The sequence below is a fragment of the Mesorhizobium sp. WSM4817 genome (assembly GCF_055811135.1).
On sequence record NZ_JBVVQQ010000001.1, the window covers coordinates 262289 to 277589 of the forward strand.

Genomic DNA, 15301 nt, shown 5'->3' on the forward strand with positions numbered 1-15301 from the left:
TCCTACGAAAGCGATGGCGGGGGACGACAAATTGAAGATGGTTTTAAACGGGCTCAACGGGAGCTACCTGCGAAACATTCTTGAAAGCGCGGCGGCCGAACTGAAAAACGGCTCCAATCTGACCGAACGGGTGGACGCGGCCGTAGCGTATGTTTCAGACCAAGATCTTCTTTTTGAGTGGTGTTGGAAGCGAGATATTCCTCTTCGGTTTTGGGGGCGCTTTGATGAGGGCGTCCCGATCAGTCCACACATCCTTAAACGTTTCCTTGATCGCAAATCCCCAAACTACGTTTGCAGACTCGTCAGACAGTTTCATCCAAAGGTGATTTGGTGGAGAGGATTTGGAGTCTACATCGGTTCTGCTAATCTAAGCCAGTCTGCTTGGTGGAAGAATGTCGAAGTCGGTGTTTTCCTCACGGACGACGAGTTGGTAGGCGACAACAAGGCTCTGGAACTTGAATTGTTTTTCCAAGCTGTTCATGCCCACTCGTCTCCACGAGCTTTACGCTTTGATCGAGCAACGATCTGCCGCCTTGGACAAACAGGCCGCAATTGATCGCGAAGCTGCAAAGAAATTTTGGAACACCGACTACGTGCAGCCATGGGAGGGGCTTGGGAACGTTTCAGGCAAAGCCGCCCTCGACCTCAGGAGAGATGCGTTTCTGAATGAGTGGATGCAGACGCTTCAACTCCTCCGCGATCTGGCCGCAAAAGTTTCCGCCGATGAGAATAGACCAAGTTGGGTCGCCAAGGATGCACCTTGGGGCGCTCAGGCTGACCAGTTTCTCCATGCGCACTACTATCAAAATACGTTCGATGGTCGGCGAGCCGATTACGAGACGCATTTTAAAAGCCACCAAACAAACCCCGGCTTGGCTGAAGAGACAGCCTTGTCTTGGTGGCGATCTCTTAAGTCAGCTCCAAACGGTGAAGACCTCACTCTTAACAAGTGGGCACCATATCTTCGTCAGATGCTAAGCGCCGAGCGCATCATGGCGACTACGGAGGGCGAATTTGCTGAGATTCTGTCCCACATCCACGCTGCAATAGAATACGCGCGCCGAGTGTCAAACCGGGCGGTGGGTCTTCAGGAGGGCCCTCCTTACAACATGTCCGAAAAAGTGATCGCTTTGGCCAAACACATCTATAAGCAGCCAGAGAGAGGTGGGCCGTCACCGGTGGCGACCTTGAATTATGTACTTTACGGCGGCCCTGCGAAGGAACTGCCTAGCCGCATGTGGGATGCTTTGCACGACCCAAAGTTAAGAATTGAAAACTTCGGCATTAGCGCGATGGGCGAGCTAGTAGGCTGGGCCCTGCCGAACCAATTTCCACCGCGCAACGGCCGTACAAGTAAGGCTTTGCGTTCTTTGGGACACGACGTCACGGTGCACGTGTGATTGAACGGTTTGATGCGTACTAGGGTCCCGGAAGGCGTAACCATAGAGACGCTCGCTGCCTTCGCTAACGCACAGGGCGGTACGTCGCCGATCGGCATCGCTGGCAACGGATCGATCTCCCGCGATAATGATTTCAGGGCACATAGTGTTTAGCTCTACTCAGCCTGGCGTAGCAGATACTCAGCCGTCCTTTGGCTTGTCTACGAGTTTCTCGACCAGCCGCCTGAGCTCGGAAGGAGTGGTGTGCCCGGCAACAACCTCGTGATAACCGATCCCTGCCCTTCGTAGGGCCTCCTTCTTGACAGCATCGCGCGCTGCGGCGAGACCTTGGTGATGGGCGCCGCCTTGGTATTCGATCGCATGTCGGGGCTGGCAGTCCTCGTTCACCAGAAGCAGGTCGACCCGTTTCGAGTTGATGCAACGGTAGGCGTCCGCGTCCTTGCTGCGCAGAATTTCGCCTAACGATACTTGTGCCATCACCTGCCATCCGGGATTGCAGCCTATCACTATGGTGTCGAGCTCCCGGAATACGCGCGCTTCGCTCTTGTTGAGGAGCGGCTGTATCGTGAAGTGAGCCCCCATAACGATGCGTAATTGGTCAGCAGCGTCGGGTTGTTTTGGAGTGACTGGATCAGGCTTCGGCGCTAACGGCCTGTTATCTATTTTGCTCCAATCGCGCTTCCTGTCCCAGCGCCAACGGTTCTTTTCCCGCCACGCCTGCCGTCGTATCTTTGAACAGAACCGCTCGACGGCCATACCACCAAAGGCGCCGACCAAGAGAACGGCGATCAGCAGATGTGGCTCTTCGATCAAACCAATAATCTCGGGGGGCATGCCGGTAATCTTACTGGACGCGGGTTCTTGTAATAAGCCACGACTGACGAGAAAACACCAGGGAGCGGAGCGTTTGACTTTAAGGTTGGAGCTGCGCGCCAATCGCTCCAGCATACTCCTGCAAGGGTTAGGCTGCCGGGCCGCGAAGCTTGTTGGTGCGGGCTTCTTGCCAGCGCTGGACCGGTCGCGGGGAGCGTCGGGGGAGCCGCCGCGCTTTTTTCAGCGGAGATGCCCCCTCCCAGTTAAAAAAACCGGTGGGGTCAGGGTGACTCCTGGACGCGGCAATCGCGACGAGATGGACGCCAGTCCGCCCACCAGCGGTCAGGTATATTTCAGGCGAGGGCAAGCGCCTGGGCGATATCGGCAACAAGATCGTCGGGGTGCTCGACGCCGATCGACAGCCTTATTGTCGACTCAAGAACGCCGATCCGTTCCCGAACGTCCTTGGGCACGCCCGAATGGGTCATGGCGGCAGGATGGCTAGCCAGCGATTCCGTGCCGCCAAGGCTGACGGCAAGTTTCAATATCTGAAGGGCATTGAGAAACGCGAACGCCGCGACCTGACCACCGCGAATGTCGAACGAAAATGTCGATCCGGCGCCCGTGCATTGCGTCCTGAATACGCCTGCGGCCGGAGTGTCGTCGCCGAGGAACGGCAGATATGCCACCCTTGCGACCTTCGGGTGGTCGGCCAGGAATTCGGCGACGATGCGGGCATTGGCGTTGACTTTCTCCATGCGAATGCTCAGCGTTTCCAGTGAGCGGCCGAGCATCCAGCACGAGTGCGGATCGAGCTGCGTGCCGATCGCCCCCCTTAGCGCCTTGATGGATTTGGTGACGGCCCTGCTGCCAAGTGCCGCGCCGGCGATCAGATCGGAATGGCCGCCGACATACTTGGTCAGGGAATAAACGGAAACGTCCACGCCGTGGTCAAGCGGACGCTGAAAAACCGGTCCGAGCAAAGTATTGTCGCACACGACGACCGGGCGCTGTCCCTGTTTGGCGGCGATCTCGTCGGCGATGCGGTCGACCGCCACGAAATCGACCAACGAGTTGGTCGGGTTGGAGGGCGTTTCGATGAAGATGAGCGATACGCGGCCTTTCCTGCAGCCTTCATCCGCCGCTGTGCGAATGGCTGACTCATCGACGCCATCGGCGAAACCCACAGCGCCGACGCCAAAATTGGCCAAGGTCTTGGCTAACAAAGTTTCGGTGCCGCCATAAAGCGGTTGCGAATGCACGATAACGTCACCCGGACGGGCGAAGGCAAGCAGAGTGGTGGCGATGGCCGACATGCCGGACGAGAACAGGATGCAGGCCTCGGCCCCTTCGTAGATTGCCAGGCGATCCTCGACGATTTCGCTGTTGGGATGATTGAAGCGGGAATAGACCAGCCCGGCTCCGGTTCCGCTCGGCGGTTCCTTGCGTCCGGATACGAAATCGAAGAAATCGCGGCCCTCTTCGGCAGATCGGAACACGAAGGTCGAGGTGAGGAACACCGGCGGCTTCACCGCACCTTCCGACAGCTGAGGGTCGAAGCCGTAGCTCAGCATCAACGTTTCCGGATGCAGCCGATGATTTCCAATATGCGTCTTGGACGGACGTGGGGCAGTCATGGCGATTCCTCCGGTCAGGTTTCTCAGACCAAAATTAGAGGAAGAACCAACACCAGTCTCTTGCTAATCCACTCGGGTCCATGGTCATCCAGACAGATCAGGCACGCCATGCTGCACTCGCGCCAGAGGAACGTGGTTTTCGGACTCGAAACGGTCCGGTCGGTCCGATCTCTTTCTAATTCTAAGCGCGAACGGCAACCAAGAACCGTTAGTGGCGAAGGCAGCAGGAGAATTGGAGACATACCGGACCGACCGGACCGGAAATGTTTTGCCGAGTTCCTGGGCGCCAAGCCGGAAGACGCAGTGCACGGTCAGCGAGGCGCGCGGTTGCTGGGGCATGCGGCACTGCAAGAGATCAGATCAGGAGGGATGAGGGCCGGCCTTCAGTGCGCTCTCGCGGCGCGCGGAGGCTGGCCCCGGGCCGCGCATATAGTGGAGCTCCGGCCGGTAGCGCGGTGCAACGAGTTCGCGAAAGGCTGATGCCAACCGAGTCGAACGATCCATGACAACTTTCCCTGGGCGCACTCGTAGCCGATTCCTGTAACCGCAAGCCGCCGCCGCAGGAGGCTGTTCGTTCCCGATTTTTGTCTGCGCTACGACGCCTTTTCCGCCGACCGCGGATGTACCGGCGGCGGCCGCATCTTTCAGGAATGCTATGTGCGACCACATCCACAGTCTCGCGGCCATCGAGGCGCTCCTTATGACCTTGTGACGGCCGGCGTACATGGTGGCAAAGTCCGCGACGCCGACGTCGATACGGTCTCGGTTGATCGGCCGCTTGAACAAAGACCGAATCGGATTGGGTCGCAGTCAAAAATTCCCACGAGGTGACGGACGACAAGAGGCCTACCCCCAGGGCGGCGGCCAAAAACGCTGCTGGAGGGCCGAACAGAAGCTTACGCGACATCATTGTCCCTACCTCACACGCCGGTATTGATGTGGAACAGGGTCTTCGCCGCCCGGCATGTCTGAAGCTGTAGAAGCAAGAACCGTGCCACGCAATCGCAAGGCCGGGCTTCCAGCCGCCCTGTTTTGGGCGGCGTCATGCGTTCAAGTACCTGGTTCGTCAGTCGCTTCTTACTCGTCCTAGCCATTTGCTCCCCTGGGTGTTCGGGTTGCTTGAGTCGATCGTTTGCCGGGTTTCCGAGGGGGAGCCGCAAGGCGCGGTTTTCGACGGAACTCCGTGGGACAGAGTGTTCCGCTCCCGGAGCGCTGGACAATCGTTTTCTGGCTGAATAGGTTACGGTTTGCGACGATAAGTTTCGTGGAATCAATGGGTTGCCAAGGTCGGGGTCGAGCGTTCGAATCGCTTCACCCGCTCCAGTGTCCTCTAAGGGAATCAAGCATCGAAAAGCCGCGGTCCACCGCGGCTTTTCGTTTTTGGGCAGCACGGCATCACCCAGCAGACGGAGCGAGCTTGTCACTTGCCGGCTGCCTGTGGCCTTCAGGCGCTTTGTTCGCCGCTCGGAATACCCCCAATAGAGTTAGGACTTTTGCTTTTCAATTTCGGACCAAGGTCCCTTGCGGACAGGTGTATTTAAACCAAACTGGCGAAGTAGTGGAACCATCATATCAGAGAGTCCTCATATTTATAGTCTGGAACCATCCTGGCGGGAGGGCGGCTCGAAGGAGGAATTATGAAAACTCGAACCAGTCTGTTCGCAACGGTCGCCGCTCTCGCCCTTGTCGCGTCTCCAGTCCTCGCCGGCCCCGGCGGCAATGGTGGCGGGAAGGGTAATGGCGCAAGCAACGGCAACGGCGGAAACTCGGCTGCAGCCGGATCGCAGGGCCACGGAGCCGCAACGTCTGCGGCGGCTAGGGATAAGTCCACGCGGGGAATTGCTCATGCAATGGCTGTCGTTTCGACGACGCCGGCCTCGCCGCAGGCCACCCTGTCCTTGCAGGCAGCCCTGGACAAGTTCCTGGCAAGAAAGGCCGATCCGGCCGACGATACCTCCGGCGAAATTCCTGACGCAGCCGAATAAAAATCGCAAATCATGCGCTGCGCGGCGGCGCATCCTAGCATCGAGATTCTTGGTCACTTGCCGGGCTGCTTCATCTGTTCGGCCGATGCCGTGGGTCAAGAAACAGCCGACATTCGAGTCCGATCCTAAGGGATCCCCTGGAACGGTCCTGCCCCTACAGACGGTCCAGCGAGCACCACCGGCCTCGGGCCGGTGGTGCGTTCTTGGGGCGCGGGCTCGACTGGCGCTAGCCGTGGCCGTTTCCGGCCGATCTTCATCCATGCGCGTTGGCCAACGAAGCGGCAATCGCCGCAATCGAGCGGAACAGCACGAGCGAATCATCCCTTAGCGGAATGAAACCACGCCGCTGCCAGAACGCGGCGGCTTCGGGATCGATGGCGTTGACCAGGAGCGCGCGGCCGCCGACGAGCTCCGCAGCCATTACGCAGCGCTGCAGCGCGTGCTTGACCAGGCCGGTTCCGATGCCGCGGCCGGCCCAGCCGGCGTCGGTGGCCAGCTGTCCGAGCAGCAGGCAGGGCACGGGATCGGGAGGTTGGCCGGTGCGAATGGATCGAGCGCGCCGGCATCGACCTCGAAATGCCCTGCGCATTGCTATCTGGCGCCGGCGCCTTTGCGAAAATCCGACGGCGACATGCCGGCCAGCTTGCGGAACGACTTGTTGAAGGCGCTGAGCGAGCCGAAACCGGAGTCCATGGCGACGCGCAGCACGTTGGCGTCCTGGTGCATCAGCAGCGCCTGGGCGTAGCTGAGCCGCAACAAATTGACATACTCGTTGAGCGTCATGCCGGTCGATTTCTTGAAAACGCTCATGGCGTATTTGGGATGGATGTCGGCCGCCGCCGCGATGTCGACGCAGTCGATGTCGTAGAGGAAATTCTCGGCGATGAAGTCGCACATGCGCCCGACATTGCGCAGCGATTGCTGGTCGAAGGGGCTGCCTGCTTCCTGCTCGATCGGCGTTTCGGGTACCAGCCGGTAGGGTTCGAAGCGCACCCGCTCCAGCCGCAGCAAGAGTTCGTTGACGGCGTGCTCGGCCTTGCCCGCATCGCCCGAGCGGACGTAGCGGTTCCAGCGCTCGAAATTGTCGCTGTCGGACCGGTCGGTGGCATTGGTCACCAATGTCGCGCCGGTCATCAGCCGGTTGCGGACGTCGGCGGGCAGGTGCAGCCGGAAGAAGTGCACCAGCGGCAGATGCGCGCCGGCATAGACGGCATCGTCCGACGCATCGTCCATCTGGTGCGGCAGGCCGCCCCAGAACAGGCACATGTCGCCGGCCGAAAGCGCGATCTCGTGCTCGTCCATGCGGTAGTGCACGGCGCCGCGGACGATGAAATTCACCTCGACCTGGGCATGCCAATGCGGCTTCAGCATCACCAGGGGCTGGGTGTGAAACATCTGCAGCAGCAGCGGCAGACCCTCCACGCTGCTGGCGCCGGGCTGGTAAAACGGCCTTTCCGGCATCTTACTTTCCGCCCATTCTTTATTCCCTTTGTCGCGGACAAGCCTTCGCCGGCGCCTAGTCTAGCCATGCTCGCGAAGAGAGAGCAAATGAAATGGGAGGATTTCAATGCGCATCACACTGACCTGCGCCGCGTTCGCGCTTGCCCTGGGCTCAGCCCCGGCCTTTGCGCAATCCGGCGAAATCACGATCTGGAGCTGGAACGTCGCCGCTTCGTCGCTGAAGGCCACCATAGAAGGTTTTAACAAGCAGTTCCCCGACATCAAGGTCACGGTCCAGGATCTCGGCAACCAGCCGACCTATGACAAGTCGATCGCCGGCTGCGCCGCCGGCGGAGAGGGGCTGCCGGACATCGTGACGATCGAGAACGGTGAGGCCGAGAACTACTGGAGCCAGTTCCCGGACTGCTTCGTCGACCTCCATACGCTCGGCTATACCGCCGAAGACCAGGCAAAATTCCCCGATTTCAAGCGCACCGAGCTCGAAGTGGAAGACAGGGCCTATGCGATGCCGTGGGATTCCGGCCCGGTGGCGATGTACTATCGCCGCGACTTCTATGAGAAGGCCGGCGTCGACCCGACCTCGATCAAGACCTGGGACGATTTCATTGCCGCCGGCAAGAAGATCCAGGAGGCCAATCCCGGCGTGACGATGACCAACGCCGATTTCAACGGCGACTCCGAATTCTTCCGCATGATCGCCAACGAGCAGGGCTGCGCCTATTTCGCCGCCGACGGGCAGTCGATCACCGTCAACCAGCCGGGCTGCGTGGCGTCAATGACCAAGATCAAGGAGATGAAGGACGCCGGCATCATCACCTCGGCCGACTGGGGCACCAAGATCACCAACAACACCGCCGACAAGGTCGCCAGCCAGATGTATGGCGGCTGGTACGAGGGCACCATACGCACCGAGTCGCCCGACGGCAGCGGCAAATGGGGCGTCTACCTGATGCCGAGCCTCACCGCCGACGGCCCGCGCGCCGCCAATCTCGGCGGTTCCTCGCTCGCCATCACCTCGGTGTCGAACAACAAGGAAGCCGCCTACGCCTACCTGAAATACGCGCTCGCGACCAATGAGGGCCAGATAGCGATGCTGAAGGGTTTTGGCCTGGTGCCGTCGCTGATCTCGGCGCTCGACGACCCCTATGTCTCCGAAGGCCAGCCCTATTGGGGCGGCCAGGCGGTGTGGAAGGAGATTCTCGGCACCTTGCCGAAAGTCGTCCCCAGCCGCGGCACGCCGTTCCAGAGCGACGCGGAAATCATCGTCCGCGCAGTGCAGACCAAATATCTCGGCGGCGGCTACCCCGACGCCAAGGCGGCGCTCGACGATGCCGCAAGCCAGATCGCCTCGGCGACCGGCCTGCCGGTCGAGGAGTGATCTGAACGCGACTCACCTTCTCCCCTTGTGGGAGAAGGTGGCCTCGCGAAGCGAGGTCGGATGAGGGGTGTTCCAGGGAACACCAACGTCTCATTCCGTCCAGCACCCCTCATCCGTCTTGGCGCGCGCGCCATTCCACCTTCTCCCACAAGGGGAGAAGGCAAGGCAGGCCGGTAAACCTAGAAACGGGAAGCGAAGGAGGCAACGATGCGCTATCAGAACGCCACGGCGTACCGCTTCCTCGCGCCCTATCTGCTGATCTTCTCGATCTTCTGGCTGTGGCCGATCATCAACTCCTTCCTGATCTCCTTCCAGGCGACGCGCACCGTGCCGTGGCGGTTCGCGCCGACCTTCAACTGGGGCCGGCTGATCGGCGACCCGGCCTTTTTCAACGCCTTGAAGAACACGCTGCTCATCCTCGTCATCCAGGTGCCGGTGATGATCACTTTGGCGATCGTCATGGCGGTGCTGCTCAATTCGCCGCTGCTCAAGGCCCGTGGCCTGTTCCGCTTCGCCTTTTTCGCCCCGGTCGTGGTCGGCGAAGTCGCCTATTCGGCGGTGTTCCGGCTGATGTTCAATCTCGACTACGGCATCATCAACAAGCTGCTGAACAGCGTCGGCCTGCCGCGTATCGACTGGTTTTCCAATGTCACCCCGGCGATGGCGGTGATCATGATCGCGGTGACCTGGCGCTGGGCCGGCTACAACGCCATCATCCTGCTCGCCGGCTTGCAGTCCATCCCCCAGGATGTCTATGAGGCGGCGACGCTGGACCGCGTCAGCAAGCTCAAGCAGTTCTTCTACATCACCCTGCCGCTGCTCAAGCCGATCATCGTGTTCTGCGCCGTGCTGTCGATCATCGGCACCATGCAGCTGTTCACCGAACCCTTCCTGATCACCGAGCGCGGCGGGCCAGGCGGCGGCACCGAAACGCTCGGGCTGCTGCTTTACCGCCAGGGTTTCAGGTCGCTCAATTTCGGCTACGCCTCGGCCATCGCCTACACCATGGCCGGGCTGGCGATCGCCATCTCGCTGGTGCAACTGTGGCTGACGAGGGAGCCGAAATGAGCTCACGTTCCGCTTCGAGCCGTTCCTCCTCCAGCCGCTCCTCCTCCAGATTGGGACGCAGCATCGCGCTGCATCTCTTCCTGACGCCGCTGGCGCTGATCTGGCTGTTTCCGCTGTGGATGATGGTGATCTTCTCGACCATGCCCGACAGGGGTATTTTCAGCCCCAGCATCGAGCTCTTGCCGCACGGCAGCTTCCTCGACAATGTCAACAATCTGCAGCGCGACACCAATTTCATCGGCGCCATCGGCATCTCCGTCTCGGTGGCGGTGACCTATACATTCCTGTCGGTGCTGCTCACCTCGATGGCCGGCTGGGCGCTGGCGCGCTACCAGTTCTTCGGCAAGGGCGTCGTCGTCGCCATCATCCTCGGCACCATCACGCTGCCCTATGCTGTCGTGCTGATCCCGCAATTCATCATGGTGGCGCGCGATTTCAAGCTCGCCAACACTTGGGTGGCGCTGATCGTGCCGCCGCTGTTCAATTCGCTCGGCGTGCTGTTCATGCGGCAGAGCTTCTCGATGATGCCGGGCGATCTGTTCGACGCCGCACGCGTCGAGGGGGTCAAGGAATGGCGGATCTTCCTGTTCGTCGCGCTGCCGCTGGCGCGGCCGATGCTGGCGGCGCTCGCCATCATCCTGTTCCTTGCCTCCTGGAACAATTATCTCTGGCCGCTGCTGATCAATTCCAAGCCCGGCGCGATGACGGCGCCGGTGGCGCTCGGCACGCTGATCGGCCTCACCAAAGTGTCGTGGGGCGGCATCATGGCGGGCGCCGTGATGCTCACCGTGCCGATGCTCGTCGTGTTCGTGCTCTTGCAGCGCCATTTCGTCGCCGGCATTGCCGCCGGCGCCATCAAATAGGATCAGCATGGCAGCGGTCACACTCAAAAATGTCGTCAAGCGCTTCGGCGTCTTCGAGATCGTTCACGGCGCGAACATCGACGTCGACGACGGCGAATTCGTCGTCTTCGTCGGCCCCTCCGGCTGCGGCAAGTCCACGCTGCTCAGGATGATCGCCGGGCTCGAGGACATCAGCGGCGGCGAGATCGCCATCGGCGGCAAGCTAGTGAACAATGTCGAGCCGGCGGACCGCGGCATCGCCATGGTGTTCCAGTCCTACGCGCTCTATCCGCATATGAGCGTCGAGCAGAATCTGAGCTTCGGGCTGAGAATGAACGGCAACCCGAAAGCTGACACCGAGCGGCGGGTGAAGCGGGCCGCCGAGATCCTGCGCATCGCCGAGCTGATGAAGCGGCGCCCGCGGCAATTGTCGGGCGGCCAGCGCCAGCGCGTCGCCATCGGCCGCGCCATCGTGCGCGAGCCGCAGGTGTTTCTGTTCGACGAACCGCTGAGCAATCTCGACGCCGAGCTCAGGGTGCAGATGCGGGTCGAGATCTCGCGCCTGCACAAGGAGCTCGGCGTCACCATGATCTATGTGACGCACGACCAGACCGAAGCAATGACGCTGGCCGACAGAATTGTCGTGCTCAACGCCGGCAACATCGAGCAGATCGGCGCACCGCTCGATCTCTATGACGACCCCGCCAACCGCTTCGTCGCCGGTTTCGTCGGCTCACCGAAGATGAATTTTCTGGCGGCACAAGTGGTCGGCAACGACGGCAATGCAACGCTCCTCGAACTCGCCAACCATGGCGGCGCTCGGCTGCAGAAACCGCTGTCGGGCGCCCCGCCTGCGGTCGGCGCCGAGGTCGTGCTCGGTGTGCGGCCGGAGCATTTCTTCGAGGCCGGCGAAGGCGATTGCGACATCGCCGTCAAGGCCGATGTCGCCGAGCACCTCGGATCGGTGAGCTACGTCTATGCCAATGCCGGACCAGACGAACTGATCATCGAGCGCGAGGCATCGCGGCAGCGGGCGACTGGCGACCACATGGTGGTGTCGATCAAGGCCGGCCGGTCGCTCCTCTTCGACAAGTCAGGTGCTCGCATTCGCTAGTGCCCAAAAGCATGCCCTCGGGCGTGAACCGCGCAGCGGTTTGGGACAACGCCATGCACACCAAGACACGCAATTTTTCTTTCACCAACTCGCGACGCCGAGGCGACCCCAAGGAGATCCAGGAATGACGTCCGAACCACAAAAAATCCGCTGGGGCATTCTCGGGCCCGGCACCATCGCCAAGGCCTTTGCCGGCGGCGTCGCCCATTCGCGCACCGGCACATTGGTCGCCATTGGTGCGCGCAATCCCGGCAAATCGGGCCTTAATGAAAACTTCCCCGGTGCCCGCATCCTCGACGGCTACGAGGCTCTGCTCACCGATCCGGACGTCGACGCAGTCTACATTTCGACGCCGCATCCCAGCCACGCCGAATGGGCGATCAGGGCGGCCGAGGCCGGAAAACATGTGCTTTGCGAAAAGCCGATGGGGCTCACCGCTTTCGAGTCCGACGCGATGATCCATGCAGCGCGCAGGGCCGGCACCTTTCTCGGCGAGGCCTTCATGTACCGGCTGCATCCGCAGACGGCAAAGCTGGTCGACCTCGTCAGGTCCGGCGCAATCGGCGAGGTGCGCATGGTGAAATCGAGCTTCGGCTTCGCCATGCCTGGCTTCATGCCGGAGCACCGGCTTTATGCCAACGATCTCGCCGGCGGCGGCATTCTCGACGTCGGCGGCTACCCCGTTTCGATGGCGCGGCTGATTGCCGGGGCCGCATCGGGAAAGCTTTTCGCCGAGCCGGACAAGGTGGCGGGTGCGGCGCATCTCGGCCAGTCCGGCGTCGACGAATGGGCTTCGGCGCTGCTGCATTTTCCCAACGGCATCGTCGCCGAAGTCTCCTGCGGCATCTCGCTCGCCCAGGACAATGTCCTGCGCATCCTTGGTACCAAAGGCCGCATCGAGGTCGCGGACTTCTGGTATGCGAGCGGCAGGGAAGGCGGCACCGGCGAGATCCGCATCATCCGTTCAGGCGGTGAGGAGGTGGTCGAGGTCAGGGAAGACCGCTGGCTCTACGCTTTCGAGGTCGACGCCGCCGGCGAGGCGATCCTGGCCGGAAAGCAGGAGTTTGCCTGGCCGGGCATGGGCTGGGCCGACAGTCTCGGCAATCTGCGTGTGCTCGACAAATGGCGTGCCGCCATCGGGCTCGAATACGAGATCGAAAAACCCGAAAAACGCGTCGACACCATTTCTGGCCGGCGGCTGCGCTCCGGCGGCACCATCATTGCGAAGCGCGAAATTCCGGGCCTGCCGCGGCCGGCCTCGTGCCTGGCGCTCGGCTTCGAGGATTTTCGCACCTTCTCCTCCGGCATGATCCTGCTCGATGCCTATTTCGAAGCCGGCGGCAACGTCTTCGACACCGCCTTCATCTACGGCAGCGGCTACACCGAAACGCTGCTCGGCCAATGGCTGAAAAACCGCGGCGTGCGTGAGCAAGCGGTAGTCATCGGCAAGGGCGCGCACACCCCGCTCTGCTATCCCGATGTGATCGGCAAGCAGCTCACCCAGTCGCTCGACCGGCTGCAGACCGATCATGTCGACGTCTATTTCATGCACCGCGACGATCCCGACGTGCCGGTCGACGAATTCGTCGATGCGATGGACCGGGAGGTCAGGGCTGGCCGCATCCGCGGTCCGTTCGGCGGCTCGAACTGGACGAGGGAACGCATGGACGAGGCGATTGCCTATGCCGAGCGGACCGGCAAGCAGAAGCCTGGCGCGCTTTCGAACAATTTTTCACTGGCCGAGATGCTGGTGCCGATCTGGCCGGGTTGCGTCACCTCGTCGAGCGACGACTGGAAGGCCTGGCTGACCGCCCGGCAGATGCCCAATTTCGCCTGGTCGAGCCAGGGACGGGGTTTTTTCACCGGCCGCGCCGGGCGTGACCAGCGTGACAATGAAGAGCTGGTCCGGGTCTGGTACTCCGAGAAGAATTTCGGCCGCCGCGACCGGGCGATCGAGCTCGCCAACCGGCTGGGCAAGAGCCCGATCCATGTCGCGCTCGCCTACGTCCTGGCCCAGCCGTTCCCGTCCGTCCCGCTGATCGGACCACGCACGCTCGACGAACTGGAGGACAGCCTGCAGGCGCTCGACATTGCGCTTTCGCCCGACGACATTGCGTGGCTGGATGGCGGATCGGATCAGCATCGACGCACGGGCTGAGGGGACATCGCTGCCCTTTCCTTCTCCCCTTGTGGGAGAAGGTGGATCGGCGCGCAGCGCCGAGACGGATGAGGGGTGCTGGACGGAGTGCGTCAGTGCCAACCTGGAGCACCCCTCATCCGTCGCCTTCGGCGACACCTTCTCCCACAAGGGGAGAAGGGGAAGCGCGTCCTGTAACTCTCCGACTTGCGATCGAACGGCGACCACGGCTCTAATCATCGGGATCGTTTGCACCGCGACTACGGTGTTGTTTAAATTAGCTTTTCCATTTCTTGAAAAGCTTGTTTCTTTCCTACATACTTCGCAAACTGCCCGCGCAAACATGGTAGAGGTCGAGTTCCACGAACGGCAGGGATGAGTCATGACCGAAGCAGACGGCCAAGGACGGCCGACCTCGGGCGACGAAGCCGATGGACGCGATCATGTCAGGCGCATCCCCGACATCATTTCGCTGGTGAAGGACTCTTACGGTGAATTGCGCCCGGCGGAGCGGCGCGTCGCCGATGTCGTGCTCGACGACGTCAAATTCGCGGTCGAGGCCTCCAATGCCGTGCTCGCCCAGCGCGCCCAGGTCAGCGAACCCACGGTGACCCGGTTCTGCCGCGCCATCGGTTGCGAGGGGGTGCGCGATTTCAAGCTGAAGCTGGCGCAGAGCCTGGTCGTCGGCGCGCTCTATCTGAGCAAGCTGCCGCCAGTGAGCGGCGACAATGGCATGCCGTTCTGGAATGCCGTATTCGGCGAGGCACGCCGGGCGCTGCAGGAAGCCGAACGGCAGCTTGATCCGGCGCAGCTGGTGAAGGCCGCCGAGCTCATCGCCAAGGCGCGCCAGGTCACGGTGTTCGGCCTCGGCGGCAGCTCGTCGGCGCTGGCGCAGGAAACCCAGTACCGGCTGTTCCGCTACGGCATCACCGTCGTCGCCCAATGCGACCCCTATCTGATGCGGATGACCGCCTCGACCCTGAAGCCCGGCGACCTGGTGATCGCCATTTCGGCGACCGGACGCACCCGCGAAGTGATCGAGGCCGTCGAGCTGGCCAAGCATTACCGCGCCAATGCGATCGGCGTGACCGCGCCCGACACCGAGCTTGCCCGCGCCTGCGACGTCAGGCTGACGGTGGCGGTGCCCGAATATCCCGACACGCTGAAGCCGACCGCCTCGCGCTTCGCCTTTCTGGCCGCGATCGACCTGATGGCGGTGGCGGCCGCCTACAAGCTCGACGGCTCGGCCCGCGAAACCGTCCGCCGCATCAAATACAACGCCCAGATCCACAGGACGGGCAAGGAGATGGAGCCGCTGGGAGATTGAGGCCTGGTTAAGGGGCGTTTGCGCTGCCCCTCACCCTTGCCCTCTCCCCGTGAAAAACGGGGAGAGGGGGTCGCCAGCGCTGGAGCTTGTCCCTTCTCCCCGTTGTTCACGGGGAGAAGGTGCCGGCAGGCGGATGAGG

At 61.7% G+C, this 15301-nt stretch carries 14 protein-coding genes; 9 read left to right on the forward strand and 5 right to left on the reverse strand.

The window, feature by feature from the left end; all coding sequences use genetic code 11:
* Positions 1-37 precede the first annotated feature (37 nt).
* Both AC0L2K_RS01280 and AC0L2K_RS01285 read left to right on the forward strand, forming a co-directional pair.
* Positions 38-556 carry a phospholipase D family protein gene (locus AC0L2K_RS01280; protein WP_473530547.1) on the forward strand — a complete coding sequence of 173 codons (519 nt, stop codon included), beginning with the start codon at positions 38-40 and terminating at the stop codon, positions 554-556.
* Positions 534-1400, forward strand: a complete 867-nt coding sequence (locus AC0L2K_RS01285) for a hypothetical protein (protein WP_473530387.1) — start codon at positions 534-536, stop codon at positions 1398-1400. The genes AC0L2K_RS01280 and AC0L2K_RS01285 overlap by 23 nt, the downstream gene beginning before the upstream one ends.
* A 180-nt stretch (positions 1401-1580) precedes the next feature.
* Here AC0L2K_RS01285 and AC0L2K_RS01290 read toward each other — a convergent pair whose 3' ends face one another.
* The 3 genes from AC0L2K_RS01290 to AC0L2K_RS01300 all read right to left on the reverse strand — a co-directional run bounded on the left by AC0L2K_RS01290 (position 1581) and on the right by AC0L2K_RS01300 (position 4354).
* Positions 1581-2234, reverse strand: coding sequence for a DUF2726 domain-containing protein (locus AC0L2K_RS01290; RefSeq protein WP_473530548.1), 654 nt, complete (start codon positions 2232-2234; stop codon positions 1581-1583).
* Positions 2235-2566: 332 nt separating this feature from the next.
* The gene (locus AC0L2K_RS01295; RefSeq protein WP_473530388.1) at positions 2567-3850 is read right to left on the reverse strand and encodes a cystathionine gamma-synthase family protein; all 1284 of its coding nucleotides are present in this window, start codon (positions 3848-3850) and stop codon (positions 2567-2569) included.
* A gap of 360 nt (positions 3851-4210) precedes the next feature.
* Positions 4211-4354, reverse strand: coding sequence for a hypothetical protein (locus AC0L2K_RS01300; protein WP_287068146.1), 144 nt, complete (start codon positions 4352-4354; stop codon positions 4211-4213).
* Positions 4355-5700: 1346 nt separating this feature from the next.
* Between AC0L2K_RS01300 and AC0L2K_RS01305 the strand changes: the two genes are divergently transcribed.
* A complete protein-coding gene (locus AC0L2K_RS01305) occupies positions 5701-5835 on the forward strand; it encodes a hypothetical protein (protein WP_287068147.1) in 135 nt (44 codons plus the stop codon).
* 253 nt (positions 5836-6088) lie between these two features.
* Here AC0L2K_RS01305 and AC0L2K_RS01310 read toward each other — a convergent pair whose 3' ends face one another.
* Both AC0L2K_RS01310 and AC0L2K_RS01315 read right to left on the reverse strand, forming a co-directional pair.
* Positions 6089-6355 (reverse strand): GNAT family N-acetyltransferase, encoded by a 267-nt coding sequence (locus AC0L2K_RS01310; protein WP_287240060.1) that lies wholly within the window; start codon positions 6353-6355, stop codon positions 6089-6091.
* A 71-nt stretch (positions 6356-6426) separates the two neighbouring features.
* The gene (locus AC0L2K_RS01315; protein WP_473530389.1) at positions 6427-7296 is read right to left on the reverse strand and encodes a helix-turn-helix domain-containing protein; all 870 of its coding nucleotides are present in this window, start codon (positions 7294-7296) and stop codon (positions 6427-6429) included.
* Positions 7297-7402: 106 nt separating this feature from the next.
* On the opposite strand from AC0L2K_RS01315, the gene AC0L2K_RS01320 reads away from it, so the two are divergent.
* From AC0L2K_RS01320 to AC0L2K_RS01345, 6 genes are all read left to right on the forward strand, one after another.
* Positions 7403-8674, forward strand: coding sequence for an ABC transporter substrate-binding protein (locus AC0L2K_RS01320; RefSeq protein ID WP_473530390.1), 1272 nt, complete (start codon positions 7403-7405; stop codon positions 8672-8674).
* A 207-nt stretch (positions 8675-8881) separates the two neighbouring features.
* Positions 8882-9742, forward strand: coding sequence for a carbohydrate ABC transporter permease (locus tag AC0L2K_RS01325; RefSeq protein WP_023802709.1), 861 nt, complete (start codon positions 8882-8884; stop codon positions 9740-9742).
* Positions 9739-10605: a carbohydrate ABC transporter permease gene (locus tag AC0L2K_RS01330; RefSeq protein WP_023802708.1), complete on the forward strand. Its 867-nt coding sequence runs from the start codon at positions 9739-9741 to the stop codon at positions 10603-10605. The genes AC0L2K_RS01325 and AC0L2K_RS01330 overlap by 4 nt, the downstream gene beginning before the upstream one ends.
* A gap of 7 nt (positions 10606-10612) precedes the next feature.
* The gene (locus AC0L2K_RS01335) at positions 10613-11698 is read left to right on the forward strand and encodes an ABC transporter ATP-binding protein (RefSeq protein ID WP_473530391.1); all 1086 of its coding nucleotides are present in this window, start codon (positions 10613-10615) and stop codon (positions 11696-11698) included.
* A 124-nt stretch (positions 11699-11822) separates the two neighbouring features.
* Complete coding sequence (locus AC0L2K_RS01340) at positions 11823-13856, forward strand: aldo/keto reductase (protein WP_473530392.1); 2034 nt, start codon at positions 11823-11825, stop codon at positions 13854-13856.
* Between the two features lie 361 nt (positions 13857-14217).
* A complete protein-coding gene (locus tag AC0L2K_RS01345) occupies positions 14218-15162 on the forward strand; it encodes a MurR/RpiR family transcriptional regulator (protein ID WP_473530393.1) in 945 nt (314 codons plus the stop codon).
* The last annotated feature ends 139 nt before the right edge of the window (positions 15163-15301 follow it).

What these genes read in the sequence shown, in the direction of transcription:
- AC0L2K_RS01280 (WP_473530547.1), top strand. Translation starts at nt 38, where the DNA reads ATGGTTTTAAACGGGCTCAACGGGAGCTACCTGCGAAACATTCTTGAA.
- AC0L2K_RS01290 (WP_473530548.1), bottom strand. Translation starts at nt 2,234, where the DNA reads ATGCCCCCCGAGATTATTGGTTTGATCGAAGAGCCACATCTGCTGATC.
- AC0L2K_RS01295 (WP_473530388.1), bottom strand. Translation starts at nt 3,850, where the DNA reads ATGACTGCCCCACGTCCGTCCAAGACGCATATTGGAAATCATCGGCTG.
- AC0L2K_RS01300 (WP_287068146.1), bottom strand. Translation starts at nt 4,354, where the DNA reads ATGGATCGTTCGACTCGGTTGGCATCAGCCTTTCGCGAACTCGTTGCA.
- AC0L2K_RS01305 (WP_287068147.1), top strand. Translation starts at nt 5,701, where the DNA reads ATGGCTGTCGTTTCGACGACGCCGGCCTCGCCGCAGGCCACCCTGTCC.
- AC0L2K_RS01315 (WP_473530389.1), bottom strand. Translation starts at nt 7,296, where the DNA reads ATGCCGGAAAGGCCGTTTTACCAGCCCGGCGCCAGCAGCGTGGAGGGT.
- AC0L2K_RS01320 (WP_473530390.1), top strand. Translation starts at nt 7,403, where the DNA reads ATGCGCATCACACTGACCTGCGCCGCGTTCGCGCTTGCCCTGGGCTCA.
- AC0L2K_RS01325 (WP_023802709.1), top strand. Translation starts at nt 8,882, where the DNA reads ATGCGCTATCAGAACGCCACGGCGTACCGCTTCCTCGCGCCCTATCTG.
- AC0L2K_RS01330 (WP_023802708.1), top strand. Translation starts at nt 9,739, where the DNA reads ATGAGCTCACGTTCCGCTTCGAGCCGTTCCTCCTCCAGCCGCTCCTCC.
- AC0L2K_RS01335 (WP_473530391.1), top strand. Translation starts at nt 10,613, where the DNA reads ATGGCAGCGGTCACACTCAAAAATGTCGTCAAGCGCTTCGGCGTCTTC.
- AC0L2K_RS01340 (WP_473530392.1), top strand. Translation starts at nt 11,823, where the DNA reads ATGACGTCCGAACCACAAAAAATCCGCTGGGGCATTCTCGGGCCCGGC.
- AC0L2K_RS01345 (WP_473530393.1), top strand. Translation starts at nt 14,218, where the DNA reads ATGACCGAAGCAGACGGCCAAGGACGGCCGACCTCGGGCGACGAAGCC.